This is a genomic window from Asticcacaulis sp. (genome assembly GCF_051956075.1).
GTDB lineage: Bacteria > Pseudomonadota > Alphaproteobacteria > Caulobacterales > Caulobacteraceae > Asticcacaulis.
On record NZ_JBQCGA010000043.1, the window covers coordinates 1 to 14,541 of the forward strand.

General features: G+C 64.1%; 10 protein-coding genes. 9 read left to right on the plus strand and 1 reads right to left on the minus strand.

Annotated features, from left to right (window positions below):
• Positions 1–1,415: pyruvate kinase (pyk, locus tag ACTHLA_RS10970; protein ID WP_440188754.1), on the minus strand; the 1,415-nt coding region annotated here is incomplete at its 3' end.
• A gap of 466 nt (positions 1,416–1,881) precedes the next feature.
• Here pyk and ACTHLA_RS10975 point away from each other — a divergent pair.
• The 9 genes from ACTHLA_RS10975 to recN all read left to right on the plus strand — a co-directional run bounded on the left by ACTHLA_RS10975 (position 1,882) and on the right by recN (position 14,526).
• A complete protein-coding gene (locus ACTHLA_RS10975) occupies positions 1,882–3,510 on the plus strand; it encodes an MFS transporter (protein ID WP_440188757.1) in 1,629 nt (542 codons plus the stop codon).
• 85 nt (positions 3,511–3,595) lie between these two features.
• Positions 3,596–4,546, plus strand: a complete 951-nt coding sequence (locus ACTHLA_RS10980) for an ROK family protein (protein WP_440188760.1) — start codon at positions 3,596–3,598, stop codon at positions 4,544–4,546.
• Entirely contained in the window at positions 4,543–6,057 is a 1,515-nt protein-coding gene (locus ACTHLA_RS10985) for a carboxylesterase/lipase family protein (RefSeq protein ID WP_440188763.1), read from the plus strand. The genes ACTHLA_RS10980 and ACTHLA_RS10985 overlap by 4 nt, the downstream gene beginning before the upstream one ends.
• Positions 6,058–6,264: 207 nt before the next feature.
• Positions 6,265–7,209 (plus strand): cell division protein FtsQ/DivIB, encoded by a 945-nt coding sequence (locus tag ACTHLA_RS10990; RefSeq protein WP_440188766.1) that lies wholly within the window; start codon positions 6,265–6,267, stop codon positions 7,207–7,209.
• A gap of 25 nt (positions 7,210–7,234) precedes the next feature.
• Positions 7,235–8,638, plus strand: coding sequence for a cell division protein FtsA (ftsA, locus tag ACTHLA_RS10995; protein ID WP_440188769.1), 1,404 nt, complete (start codon positions 7,235–7,237; stop codon positions 8,636–8,638).
• Between the two features lie 365 nt (positions 8,639–9,003).
• Positions 9,004–10,674: a cell division protein FtsZ gene (ftsZ, locus tag ACTHLA_RS11000; protein WP_440188772.1), complete on the plus strand. Its 1,671-nt coding sequence runs from the start codon at positions 9,004–9,006 to the stop codon at positions 10,672–10,674.
• Positions 10,675–10,815: 141 nt separating this feature from the next.
• Positions 10,816–11,715: a UDP-3-O-acyl-N-acetylglucosamine deacetylase gene (lpxC, locus tag ACTHLA_RS11005; RefSeq protein ID WP_440188776.1), complete on the plus strand. Its 900-nt coding sequence runs from the start codon at positions 10,816–10,818 to the stop codon at positions 11,713–11,715.
• Between the two features lie 157 nt (positions 11,716–11,872).
• On the plus strand, positions 11,873–12,721 hold the full coding sequence (locus ACTHLA_RS11010) for an outer membrane protein assembly factor BamD (RefSeq protein WP_440189089.1): 849 nt from the start codon (positions 11,873–11,875) through the stop codon (positions 12,719–12,721).
• An 80-nt stretch (positions 12,722–12,801) separates the two neighbouring features.
• Positions 12,802–14,526: a DNA repair protein RecN gene (gene recN, locus ACTHLA_RS11015; RefSeq protein ID WP_440188778.1), complete on the plus strand. Its 1,725-nt coding sequence runs from the start codon at positions 12,802–12,804 to the stop codon at positions 14,524–14,526.
• Positions 14,527–14,541: the final 15 nt, after the last annotated feature.

Below are 14,541 nucleotides of genomic sequence, written 5' to 3' on the forward strand. Positions count from 1 at the left end.
ACGCGGGCGACGCGCAGCGCATTGGTCGAGCCGGACTTGCCGAACGGCATGCCCGCGACGATGACGATGTCCTGACCGGGCTGGGCTATGCCTTCGGTGCGCGCGATCTTGGTGGCGACCGCGACGGTTTCCGTCATTGAAGGGGTGACGGGGGCGACGACCGGATGCACGCCCCAGGTCAGGGCCAGGCGGCGGGCGGTTTCATTGTTCGGCGTCAGGCCCAGGATCGGTGCGGTCGGGCGTTCGCGCGCCACGCGCAGGGCGGTGTTGGCCGAATTGGTCAGGGCGGCGATGGCGGCGGCGTCGATGGTCTGCGCGACCTGAGACGCGGCGGCGGCGATGGCGCCCGAGGTGGTTTTTTCCGGCTCCGGGCGGCGGCGGTCGGTCAGGCCGCGCCAGCCGTCGTCCTTTTCGACGCGGGCGACGATGCGGTCCATGATGGTGACGGCTTCGATCGGGAATTGGCCGGCGGCGGTTTCGGCGGACAGCATGACCGCGTCGGCGCCGTCGAACACGGCGGTGGCGACGTCGGAGGCTTCAGCGCGGGTCGGGGTCGGGGCCGAGATCATCGATTCCAGCATCTGGGTGGCGACGATCACCGGCTTGCCCGAAGCGCGGGCGCTGGCGACCAGCCGCTTTTGCGCCAGCGGCACCTCTTCGGGCGGCAGTTCGACGCCGAGATCGCCGCGCGCCACCATGATGGCGTCGCTGAGGCGGACGATTTCCTCAAGATTGTCGAGCGCCTGCGGCTTTTCCATCTTGGACAGCACCCAGGCGCGGCCCTTGATCAGTTCGCGCGCCTCCAGCACGTCTTCGGGGCGCTGCACGAAGGACAGGCCGATATATTCGACGCCGCGCTCCAGTGCGAACGCCATGTCGGCGCGGTCTTTTTCGGTCAGGGCCGGGATCGGCAGCACCACGTCGGGGACATTAACGCCCTTCCGGTCGCTCAGACGACCGCCATTGACCACCACGGTTTCCAGATGATCGTCGCGCACATGGGTGACGCGCAGCTTCAGCTTGCCGTCGTCGAGCAGAAGGTGCGAGCCGATCTGCGCCGCCTTGATGATTTCGGGATGCGGCAGGTTGGCGCGGCGCGAATCACCCGGCGTTGGGTTCAGGTCGAGGCGGAAGGTCTGGCCATTGGTCAGCACCACGGCGCCGCCCATAAAGCGCCCGACGCGCAGCTTCGGGCCCTGCACGTCAGCCAGCATGCCGATCGGGTGTTTGGTCTTGGCTTCGAGCGCGCGGATCAGGTCGATATTGCGCCCGTGATCTTCGTGGCTGCCGTGCGAAAAGTTCAGGCGGAAGACGTCGGCGCCCGCCTGATGCAGTTGCTCCAGCATCTCGGCGTTGGAGCTGGCCGGGCCCAGTGTGGCGACGATCTTGGTTTTGCGGCGGCGAAGAATCTTCAAGACAGGACTCGCAATATGTATGATAATTCAGAAGTTTAGCGGCGGGAGCGCGCGAATATTCCCTCAGAATCCCCGCGCATTTGTCTGACCGGCGGGTGTTTTCGCGTGCGACAAAGCCCGCATTCTCCCCGTGGGTCAAGTGAAATTTTCGCTGCGCTGCAAAGGTTGACAGCGCTGTCGTCTTTTGTCTTTAGGCACATGGCCTTTGGCGTCTGAGGCGGGAATTGTCAAAGTGGCGTTATAAGCGTCGCGAGGAAGCAGATTTTTCGTACTCGCGTCTAAAGCGTCAGACTCTTGTCTGACAATTCAAGCTCGGCTACATCTGGCGCGCCTGAAGCCGTTTTGAACGCTCCGCAATTTTTTCATTGCAGGGCTTGCCAAAACGGGCTTTATGCAATTTGATTTATTTAATCGGTGAAGGCTAGGTAGCGCGCCCTCTCACCCATAACAACAACAGGCAGGTACTATGTCAGATTCTGCAACGGCCCCCGCGGCCAAGTCCGGCGGCGGCGGCCTCATACTGGCCGTCATCTATGTGACTGCGCTCTTCTTCATCTGGGCGTTCGTCACCAACCTCGTCGATCCGCTCGTCAAGTCGATGAAGATCATCTACACGCTCAACGACGCGGAAGCGCAGCTCAACCAGTTCGCCTTCTTCATCGCCTATGGCGTCATGTCGATTCCATCGGCCTGGTATCTCGCCAGCAATGGTTACGCCCGTTCGATCATTGTGGGATTGCTGACCATAGTTGCGGGCTGCCTTATCGCTTTCTCGACAGCCTATACCCACACCTTCGTGACCGTTTTGCTGGGCCTGTTCGTTGCAGCTTCGGGCATCACCTTGTTGCAGGTCGCCGCCAATCCTCTGATTGCCGCCATGGGCAATCCGAAAGGCTCGCACTTCCGTTTGAATATGTCGCAAGCCTTCAATTCCATGGGCGCCTTTCTGGGCGGCATGTTTGGATCGAAATTCCTGCTAAAAGGGCCATTGTTTGAAAAGGACGTGGTGATCACGCAGGCGATGAAGGACGCCGGTCTTGGCCATGTCACGAATGTCTATATCATTATCGGCGTCATTCTGGCCGTCTTCACCCTGGCCGTCTTTCTGGTGCGCAATGTCATCAGCGCGCATTCTCCCAAGAATCTCGGCGATAGTCATGAGGGCCCCAAGCTTGGCATGGCTGGTCTGAGCGTCTTTGTCGGCACACTGGTTGTCGCAGTCGCTACTTTGCTGCTGTCTCTGGTCATTTCTCCTGTCGTGAATGGCATGGCCATTCCAGGATGGGTCCAAACCAGCCTGACAATCATCGCCATGGTGGCCTTCTTCGCCATTGTCGTGAAAATTCTATTCGGCTTCATCAACTCGAAATGGCCCGCCCTTTCCGAAACGGTGGAATCGCCCTTTAAGGCCATGTCCGACAAGTGGGCGAATCTCGGTTCTATCGGCATCTTCCTCTATGTCGGCGCCGAGGTTTGCGTGATTTCCGGGATGATTTTCTTCCTGGAGCAGTCGCAGATCATGAATATTCCCTCGCAGGTGGCAGGCTTCGTCGGTCCTGTCTTTATGTTGTTCGCGATGTTCGGTCGTTTTATCGGGTCGGGCTTAATGACCTTTATTAAGGCGACCACCATGCTGGCGATTGTTGCGCTTGGCGCGACCGTTCTTTGCATTATCGTCATCGCCACTTATCACATGCAGGCGACGCCTTTATCGGGAACCTTCCCGATCCCGACCTTCCCGGGCGTCTATGATGCGCCGATGACTATGGGTTTCCTGCCCGGTTTCGCCGCAATCCTGATCGGGTTGTTCAATTCAATTATGTTCCCCACAATCTTCACTCTGACGTTGGAGCGCTCAAATGCCCCGGCTTCGGCGGCGTCGGGCCTGATGTGTCTGGCGATCTGCGGCGGCGGCTTCATCTCGGTTCTGTACGGCTTCGCCGTTGATCAGTTCCTTGCGCATTTCCCGGTGGGCGCCCGTTCGCTGGCCTTTGTGGTGCCGCTGCTCTGCTACCTCTATGTTCTGTGGTTTGCTTGGGCCGCCAAGAAGGCCCCGGTCCACGCCATCGAAGAAGGCGTCGCATCGGCGCACTAGGTTCTCGCGTAAAACGGCTCCCGTGCTTCGGGAGCCGTTCTTCTTTAAACTATAACAGACAGCGGTTTTCGCTGCGGGATGAGAAATGCTTTATATCGGCGTGGATTTCGGCGGCACAAAGATCGAGGCGGCGGCGCTCGATGCGGACGGGAGCTTCCTGTCGCGCCAGCGGCTGCCCAATCCGGGCAATTACGCCGATGCGCTGAAAACCGTCGACGCGCTCATCCAGTCCGTCGAGTCCGAAGCCCACGCCAAGGCGCCGTCACTGGCCACGCGCGTGGCCACCATTGGCGTCGGCGCGCCGGGCAGCGTTTCGCCGCGCACCGGTGTAATGCGCAACGCCAATTCGACCTGGCTGAACGGCAAGACGTTTCGCGAAGACCTTGAAACCGCGCTGCAACGTCCGGTGCGGCTGGCCAATGACGCCAACTGTCTGGCGCTCAGCGAGGCAATTGACGGCGCGGGGCGCGGGCGCTCCAACGTCTTCGCCATTATCGTCGGCACCGGCTGCGGCGGCGGGCTGGTCATGGATCATAAGCTGATCGAGGGCGCCAATGGCGTGGCGGGCGAGTGGGGCCACATGCCGCTGCCGTGGCCGAAACCGGAGGAATATCCGGGCGCCCGATGCTGGTGCGGCCTGCACGGCTGTCTGGAGACCTGGGTGTCGGGCAGCGGCTTTGCGCGCGATTTTCAGGCGGTGACCGGCAGGGCGCTGAAAGGCGAAGAGATTATCGACGCGATGCGTGCGGGCGATACTGAGGCCGAGGCCGCTTTTGACCGGCTGGTGGACCGACTGGGGCGCGGCATGGCCGTGCTGGTCAATATGATGGACCCGGATGTGTTCGTACTGGGCGGCGGCCTCAGCAATGTGCCGGAGCTGTATGAACGCCTGGCGGGCAAGATCCAGCCCTATGTGTTTTCCGATGTCTGGGAGGCCGAGATCGTTCCGGCGAAATGGGGCGAGTCCTCCGGCGTGCGCGGCGCCGCCTATCTGTGGGCGCAGGGTCAAAGATTGACCGCCGAGACGTACGCATGAGACGGCTGGCTGCACTGGCGCTGGGTCTGATCCTGTGCGGATCGGCGGCGCAGGCGGCGGAGCCGGTGCTGCATGTCACAGGCGGAGATCTGGCCGGGGACCGCCTGCCCGACAACTCCTACGTCTTTCACGCCGTTCCGTTCGCTGCGCCGCCGGTCGGGGCCTCACGCTGGCGCGCGCCGCAGGATGTCGTCCCCTGGAGCGGCGTGCGGCATGCGGCGGACAGCGCGCCCGCCTGTTTGCAGATCGACTATGGCTGGCAGACCGATATGGCGGCGAAGTCCTCTGAAGACTGTCTCTATCTGGAGATCAGGACGCCGGACTTGCGCCCGCAAAAGCCCTTGCCGGTCATGGTCTATATTCACGGCGGGGCTAATCGCGCGGGCGGCGGTTCCGTGACCGTCATGGCGGGTTTCGCCAGCAAGGGCGTGATCATCGTTTCGCTGCAATACCGGCTCGGCGTCTTCGGCTTCCTGTCGCATCCGGCCTTGAGCCGCGAGCAGGGCGGGGCCAGCGGCAATTATGCGCTGATGGACCAGATCAAGGCGCTTGAATGGGTGCGCGATAACATCGCGCAGTTCGGTGGCGATCCGGGCAATGTGACGATTTTCGGCCAGAGCGCGGGCGCCGAGGATGTCGGCATGTTGTTGACCGCGCCCGCCGCGCGCGGCCTGTTCCAGAAAGCGATTGAGGAAAGCGGCCCGCCGCAGTTTGGCCTGCCGTCCCGGACCCTGGCCCAGAACGAGGCCATGGGCGTTGATCTGGCGAAGTTCTACACGGGCGCTGCTCCCGACAGCGACGCGGCGCTGGCGGACCTGCGGCGGGTTCCGGCGCGCCAGTTGCAATATGCGGGCGACCGCCTGCCGGTTCCGATCCCGGACGACGGCTTTATCTGGTTACAGGCGGTGGTGGACGGCAAGGTGCTGCCGCAATCGCCGCAGGACGCCTTTCGCAAGGGCGAGCAGGCGAAGGTTCCGCTGATTATCGGCACGATCGCGCAGGAACTGGGCCTGTTCGGCGGGCCGTCTGCAGTGCAGTCTGAAATCGTGCGCCAGTTCGGCGCGCATGCGGACGAAGCGATGCGCTTTTACGGCGTGACCGCGACGACGCAGCCGTCTGCCGATCCCCTCTACGGCGACGTCGCCATGCAGCTATCGACCGACCTGATGATGCGCTGCCCGTCGGACTGGACGGCGCAGCGCCAGATGCAGGCGGGGGCGCCGGTCTGGGCCTATCAGCTTGATGTTAATAATGGCGAGGGGCCGCCGCATCATTCTTCCGACCTCGCCTTTGTGATGAACCCGCAACCGGCGGACAAGACGGATGCGCAATGGCCGCGCCTGCTCGACGACTGGACACAGTTCGCCAAAACCGGCAATCCGAACGGGGCGGGGTTGCCTGACTGGCCGTCCTTCGGAACGAACGGTCGTTATATCGAGTTCTCGACCTCTGGGCCGCAGGTGCGCGACCAGATGCGCGCGCCGGTCTGCCAGTGGCGCGACACGCCGTAATCTCATAAAAATGACGCCGTTATGTCGCTTGCGACATGATAGCTACCAAAATCTTACGTAAGGCGGCGTTCGTTATCGGTCTGTTAAGGACGTTCTGGTTTTTATGGCGGCTTAACCCGCCAGAGGTGTTTACCGATTGACGCGCAATACCGGCGGTTGCGCGCGTTCGGTCGTCTTAGGCGATGCTTTGAGTATCTGGAGACGCCAATGCCCGCCGTTGTTCGTGGAGGCCGACGCCAAGCCCCTTCGCAGCCGCAAGGTCGCGGCGGCGCTGCTGCGGGCAAATCCGGCGGGTCTTCGGGCAAATCATCCGGTCGTTCGCGCGGCAAAGCCTCCGCATCTGCGGGCAAGCCGCGCCTGCTGGGCGCCGTGCCGATGACCGCCGAGACGACCGGCTGGCTGGCCGTGCTGCTGATCGGCGGCCTGCTGGCGGCGGTGCTGCTGACCGGCCATCGCGCTGAAGCGCTGGGCCGCGCTATGCTGGGCTTCGCCGATGACCGCATGGCCGCCGTCGGCGTGAAACTGGAGGATGTGCGTCTGGTCGGCGTGTCGGATCAGGCGTCGCCGGACATCAAGAAGGCGCTGGCCTTCCATCGCGATCAGCCCTTCACCTTCCTCGACCTCAATCAGGTGCAGCGCGACGTCGAAAACGTCGGCTGGGTCAAGTCGGCCACCATCCGCCGCCAGTTTCCCGGCACGCTGATCGTCTCGGTGGTCGAGCGCCCGCGTCTGGCGGTCTGGCAGTATCAGGGCCGCGATCAGGTCATTGACGACACCGGCCAGATCATCCCCGAAGCCGTGGCCTCGAAATTCCCCGACCTGCCGCTGATCGTCGGCGAGGGGGCCAATGAGACGGCTTCGGACATTATCGAACTTTTGCGCGCGCGCCCGCAACTGATGCAGCGCGTCTTCGCCTTGCAGCGCGTCGATACGCGCCGCTGGAACATCCTGTTGAAGAACGGCACGCTGATCAAGCTGCCCGCCGTCAATCAGGATCAGGCCATGACCCGCCTCGACGCTCTGATCGCGCAGCAGCGCGTTCTGGATCAGGGGCTGGCCGAAATCGACCTGTTAGACCCCAATGCGCTGGTGGTCGTTCCGCTCGAACCGCGTAACGCCAGCACCGCCAAACCCGCCGCCCCGTCCGCATAACCGCCAGACTCACGAGTAGAAACTCATGTCCGGATTTGAAGCCCGTCAGAACGCCAAGCAGCAGGCCCTGCAGCCGCAGCGTGTCCAGCAGATCAGCCCCAGCCAGAAGGCGTTGCGCTCCGGCGCCGCGCCCGCCACAGGGGAGCGCCCGCCCGCCGCGTCCGGCCTGATCGCCGCGCTCGACCTGGGCGCCTCCAAGATCGGCTGTTTCATCATGCGCCCGGAAGGCGCGCGCCACGCCGATCATTCGATCCGCGTCGCCGGGGTCGGCTATGTGCAGTCGCGCGGCGTGCGCGCCGGGGCGATCATCGACATGGAGGCCGCCTCACAGGCCATCGCCCAGGCGGTCGAACGCGCTGAGGCCATGGCCAATGTCTCGATCCAGGGTGTGCGCGTCAGCGTGCCGGGCGCGGGCTGCGCCTCGCACCGCGTCTCGGCGCAGGTGTCGCTGGGTTTAAAGCCGATCTCTGATCTCGACCTGAACCGCGCCATCGCCTCGGCCCTGGCGCAGGCGCGCTTCGCCAATCGCCGCGCCATCCACCTGCTGCCGGTGGCGTGGAGCGTCGATGAGCAGGTCGGTGTGCGCGATCCGCGCGGCCTGAACGGACGCAATCTCGGCCTGGAGCTTTTGGTCGTCACCATCGACGAAAACGTGTTCAACAACATCGTGCAATGCGTGGCGCAGGCGCATCTTGAGGTTCACGCCATCGTCTGCGCGCCGCTGGCGTCCGCCGTAGCGGCGCTGGAGGAGGACGAAAAGGATCTCGGCTGCATCTGCATCGACATGGGCGCCTCTTCGACCACAGTGGCCATCTTCATGGGCGGAACGCTGATCCATGTCGACAGCCTCAATGTCGGCGGCGGCCATGTCACCGCCGACATTGCGCGCGGCCTGTCCACGACGCTGGCGGGCGCCGAGCGATTGAAGACCCTGCATGGCTCGGCCATCGCATCGAGCAATGAGGACCGCGAAACGGTCGAGGCGCCGCCGCGCGGCGACGACCGCGGCGGCGCGCCCATCGTCGTGCCGCGTTCGATTTTGAAAGGCATTATCGCGCCGCGCGTCGAGGAAATCTTTGAGCTGCTGCGCGAGAAGATCAAGGCGTCCGGCGTGCATGTCGAGCCGGGCGCAGGCATTGTCCTGACCGGCGGCGCCTCGCAACTGGCGGGCGTGCGCGAACTGGCCATCCGGGTCTTCGATCGCCCGGTGCGGCTGGGCAAGCCGATGCGCGCGCCGCATCTGGGCGATGCGGCGGCGGGGCCGGCTTTCGCCGCCCCGACCGGCGTGATCCTGCGCACCCTCTACGGGCCGCGCGACGTCGTGCCGGTGCGCAAGATCATGGCGGCCAAGATCGGCCCGCGCGACGCGCCGTCCGGCTCCGGCAATATCGTCATGCGCATGGTGGACTGGTTGAAGGCCAATCTCTGATTCGCCCCTGTCGGCCCGGTTTCCCGATTTGTTCCCGCATCTGCGTCGCCTTTGACGGCTCTCAGAGGCTGGTGATGTGCGTCCGCTGCGGTCGTTGCGCAAAAAACTGTTAATGGTTTTCGTCATGTTGGCGAGAAACAGAGCTTGCGACTCCCTTCTGACTCATTTGCCGGTTAGTCTTGGTCATACTTTGGTAACCCGTCTTAAAAATAGTTACCGAAACCGCTTCAAAACCGCCCGACTCAAGCTATCGGGTAATCATTCGTTAAGCATAATCGTAGTCTCATCATACGTTACAGGAGAGGCCCAGCGTCACGGCTGGCTTCCTTCGTGGAAGAGATTGTGAAAGGTTGAACCTGAGAGCCATGGCTATTCATCTTTCTGCGCCTCGCGCGACCGAGTTGAAACCGCGTATCGTTGTCTTTGGCGTAGGCGGAGCCGGGGGCAACGCCGTCAACAACATGATTGAGGCCGGGCTGGAGGGCGTCGAATTCGTCGTCGCCAATACCGACGCCCAGCAATTGCAGTTCTCGCGCACCGAAGCGCGCATCCAGCTCGGCGTGGGCATCACGCAGGGTCTGGGCGCGGGCGCGCACCCCGAGGTCGGCATGAACGCCGCCGAAGCCTCGACCGGCGAGATCAGCGAACATCTCGAAGGCGCGCATATGGTGTTCATCACCGCGGGCATGGGCGGCGGCACCGGCACGGGCGCCGCGCCGGTCATCGCCAAGTGCGCGCGCGAACGCGGCATTCTGACCGTCGGCGTGGTGACCAAGCCCTTCACCTTCGAAGGCCGTCATCGCATGCGTCTGGCCGATGCGGGCATCAGCGAACTGCAACGCTATGTCGATACGCTGATCGTCATTCCGAACCAGAACCTGTTCCGCATCGCCAATGAGCGCACCACCTTCGCCGAAGCCTTCGGCATGGCCGACCAGGTGCTGCATGCGGGTGTGCGCTCGATCACCGATCTGATGGTGCTGCCGGGCCTGATCAATCTCGACTTCGCCGACGTGCGCTCGGTCATGTCCGATATGGGCAAGGCCATGATGGGCACGGGCGAGGCCTCGGGCGAGGAGCGCGCTCTGCTGGCGGCGCAGAACGCCATCCAGAATCCGCTGCTCGACGAAACATCGCTCAAGGGCGCCAAGGCTGTGCTGGTCAATGTGACCGGCGGTCTCGACATGACGCTGCATGAGGTCGACGAAGCGGCCAACGCCATTTCCTCGGAGGTCGATCCGGAAGCCAATATCATCTTTGGCGCCGCCTTCGATCCGGCGCTGGATGGTTGCCTGCGCGTCTCGGTCGTCGCCACGGGTATGGACGGCGTGGCGCTGCAAAGCCCGGTCGCGACCCCGGCGGCCCAGCCGCAACCGGTCGCGCGCCCGCAGGCGCCCGTGTCGCAAACCCCGCCGCCGACCTTCGGCATGGGCTATGGTTCGCGCCAGGAAACTGCGCCGATGGCCAGCGCGCAACCGGCTCCGGCGCAACCGACTCTGGCGCAACCTGCGCCGGTCGCTCAGGCTCCGGTCCCCGCGCCGCAGGCCGCCGCTCCGGCCACACCGCGCTCCAGCCTGTTCGGCGAAGCGCCGACGGCGACGCCCGCCGCGCCTGCTCCTGCGGCCCCCGAGCCTCGCATCATCTCGCGCATCGTCGATCCGTCGGTCGAAGACGAGCCGACTCCTGCGCCCGTCCAGCAGGCCGCGCCGCAACCGGCCCCGTCCTACGCCAGTGCGCGTCCGGCGACGCCTGCGCCGCGCCCGTCCTACAGCCAGCCTGCGCAAGCCGCCCCGATGGCGACTCAGGAAGAGGGGCGCGAATCCTTCTGGCGCGGCCTGTTCCCGCAGCGCCACGCCTCTGCGCCGACCGCTGCGGCCCCCGTTGCGGCGGAACCGGCCCGCGATGAGGCCGATCGTTACGTGCCGACCCCGGCCAAGGGCAATCTGAACCCCGCCGCGCGCACCGAGGCGCAGCCCGCCATGGAGGCGGAGGATGATCTTGAAATTCCTTCGTTTCTGCGTCGTCTCGCCAATTAATTCCTGATTAAGCAAGGCGTTACAAACGGAAATACAAGTTCGTTTGTCGCGCTGCGTCACAAAATCTATACAGAATGCGGGCCAGAAATGCGCCCGCATTTTTGTTTGCGGCTTCAGAGTCGCGAGCGCGTAACGGGTGACATGATGATGTTGCAGGATCAGAACGAGCAGACATTGGCCCACGCCGCTATCATCGCGGGAATGGGTCTGCACACGGGCGAGCCCGTGCGCATGCTTGTGCGCCCTGCGTCCGCTGGAACCGGCGTCGTCTTCGTGCGCACGGATATCACAGACCGCGACAACCGCGTCGCCGCCCTGGCGCACAATGTCACCAAGACCACGCTCGGCACGGTGATCACCAACGCCGCGGGCGTCTCAGTTTCGACTATCGAACACGTCATGGCCGCCTTCGCCGCCCTGAGCCTCGACAATGTCGTCGTCGAGCTGGACGGCCCGGAAGTGCCGATCATGGACGGCTCGGCCGAACCCTTCGTGCAATTGCTGGATCAGGCCGGTTTCCGCCGCCAGATGACGCCGCAGTCGGTCATCGAAATCCTCAAGCCCGTCGAAGTGATCGAAGGCGACAAGCGCGCGGCGCTGCTGCCTTCAGAGCAGTTCGAGGTGCGCTTTGAAATCGACTTTCCCGGAACGCCGATCGGTCATCAGGCGGTCGATCTGGTTGTGACCGAACAATCCTTCCGCGACGAACTGGCCGCGGCCCGCACCTTCGGCTTCCTCGACGGCGTCGAAGCGCTCCGCGCCGCCGGTCTGGCGCGCGGCGGCTCGCTCGACAACGCCATCGTCATCGACGGCGACCACATCATGAACGAGGGCGGCCTGCGCTTCGCGGATGAATTCGCGCGTCACAAGGCGCTGGACGCCATTGGCGACCTCTATGTGCTGGGCATGCCGCTTCTTGGCCGTTTTGAAGGAATCCGCGCGGGACACGGCCTTAATAATGCCCTTGTTCGCGAACTACTGTCGCGCCCGGACGCCTACCGTGTCGTGACGCGCGGTCCTGCTCTGGCGCAGGTCGGCTGACGTCTCGCCGCTTCCGCCGCGCTTAACTATAGCGGGCGAATTCGGTTGGCGGGGCGCGAACGCTCGTGTAGATGTGTCCTCCTGATAACCTGATCCGCGCGGACAAGAGGAAGACATCGTGAGCGTTGAGACGTTTCTGAGGAAATCGGCGATCGTAATGCTGCTGGCCACGGCGTCCGTCGCGGGCCTGACCGCCTGCGCAGGCAAGGGCAAGCAGGAGCATCTGGTTTACGAAGAACGTCCCGTCGAGCTGCTCTATAATACCGGTATGGAGCAACTGGACCAGAAGGACTGGTCCGACGCCGTCCTGTACTTCCAGGAAGTTCAGCGCCAGCATCCCTATTCCGAATGGTCGCGCCGCGCCATCGTCATGACCATCTACGCCGATTATCAGGGCGACAAGTATGACGACGCCAGCGCCGCCGCCGATCAGTTCATCAAGCTCTATCCGGGCAGCGATCTGACGCCTTACGCCTACTATATGAAGGCGATCTGCCAGTTCGAGCAGATCATGGACGTCGGGCGCGATCAGGGCTTCACCACCAATGCCGAAGCCCTGCTGACCGACATTATCCGCCGTTATCCGGGCACGGAATATGCGCGCGACGCGCAGGTCAAGCTCGACATGGTGCATGACCAGTTGGCGGGCAAGGAGATGGATATCGGCCGCTGGTATCTGAACGACAATCAGCCTTTGGCCGCCATCGGGCGCTTCAAGGGCGTGGTCGAAAACTACCAGACCACCAGCCATACGCCTGAAGCCCTGTATCGTCTGGTCGAGGCCAATGAAATGCTCGGCCTGACCGAGGAGGCCAAGCGCGACGGCGCGGTGCTGGGTTACAACTATCCGGGCGATCCGTGGTATGCGCGCGCCTATAAGCTGCTGACCAGCAAGGGCCAGCGTCCCGAGGTCGCGCCCGATCCCAAGGGCAAGAAGGGGCCGGACAAGCCGGACACCAAGCACCGTAAGGGCTGGTTCAGCCACAAGAAGCCGAACGTCAGCTAGGTTTGTTCTGTAATTGTTCTTGTCAGGGCGCGCAAATTCGGCTTTAATGTCGGACGTAAACCGTCTTTGAGTCGCCCCATATGCTGACCCGCCTGAGCATTTTCGATGTCGTTCTGGTCGATCGCCTCGAACTGGACGTGCGCGCCGGTCTGAGCGTGCTGACCGGCGAGACCGGCGCTGGTAAATCCATCCTGCTCGACAGCTTGGGTCTGGCCACTGGCGCGCGCGCCGATGCGGGCCTGATCCGTGCAGGCGCCGCGCAGGCTTCGGTGACCGCCGAATTCGAACCGGCGCCCAGCCATCCGCTCTATGCTTTTCTCGACGACAAGGGCCTGTTGGTTGAACCGGGCGAGACGCTGATCCTGCGCCGGGTGGTCAGCCGCGACGGGCGCTCCAAGGCCTTTGTCAACGACCAGCCGGTCAGCGTCGCCGTGCTGAAGGCGCTCGGCGATATGCTGCTGGAGGTGCATGGCCAGCACGAAACGGTCGGGCTGCTCGACGTGCGCAGCCATATGGGTCTGCTCGACGCCTATGGTCAGACGCAGGACGAACGGGCGCGGGTCGCGCAGGACTGGAAGGCGCTGAAAACCTTGCGCGAGCAGCATCGCGACCTGATGAAACGCGCTCAGGGCGATAAGGCCGAGCTGGATCTGATGACGGCGCGCTTGCAGGAGCTGGAGCGGCTGAACCCGGAAGCCGACGAGGAAGCGCGTCTGGCGGGCGAGCGCGCGCTGCTCGGCGCGTCGGAGCGGGCGCTGGAGGATATTTCCGAGGCGCGCGACGCCGTGGGCGGCGACCAGTTGTCGCAGCGTCTGGTCAAGGCGTTTCGCGCCCTCGATCATGCGCGCACCCGCGCCATGCAGGCGGGCGCGGCGTCGGACGATCCGGTGCTGGCGCGGCTGACGGCGGCGGCGGACGCGCTGGACCGCACCCTGATCGCGGCGGATGAGGCGCTGGCGCTGATGGATCAGGCGGCGGACAGTCTCGATGTCGAGCCGGGGCAACTGGACCGGGTCGAGGAGCGTCTGTTCGCTTTGCGGGCGATGGCGCGCAAGCTCGGCGTGCTGGTCGAGGATCTGCCGAAAGAGCGCGCGCGCATCGCCGGGGCCTTGAACGAGATCGAGGATCTCGACGGACGACTGCACCAGCTCGATCTGGCGATTCATGCGGCGGAAAAAGCTTTCCACGCTTCGGTCGAAGCCTTGCGCGCGCGCCGTGCGGCGGCGGGCGACGCCCTGAGCGCGACGGTCATGGCGGAACTCGGCCCGCTCAAGCTCGACAAGGCGAAGTTCCGCGTCGCGGTGACGGCGCTGGAGCCGGAGCGTTATGGCGCGGGCGGCGGCGATGCGGTCGCCTTCGAGGTGCGCACCAATCCGGGCGCCGACTGGGGCAATCTGAGCGCGATTGCGTCCGGCGGGGAGCTGGCGCGGTTCGCCCTCGCGCTCAAGGCGGCCTTGAGTTCGCGCACGCAGGACGACGCCATGGCGCCGGTGATGATTTTCGACGAGGTCGATCAGGGCGTCGGCGGCGCGGTCGCCGATGCGGTGGGGCTGCGCCTGAAACGGCTGGCCGAACGCGCGCAGGTGATCGTCGTGACGCACAGCCCGCAGGTCGCAGCGCGTGGCGATCAGCACTTAAAGGTCGCCAAGTCGGAACTGGAGGGACTGATGCGCTCCTCGGTCACGCAACTGACCCCGGACGAGACGCTGGAGGAACTGGCGCGCATGTTGTCGGGCGCCGAGGTGACGCCGGAAGCGCGTGCGGCGGCGCAGCGGTTGAAAACGGCGGAAGACATCGCCGTTTGATGCTATAATCGTCCA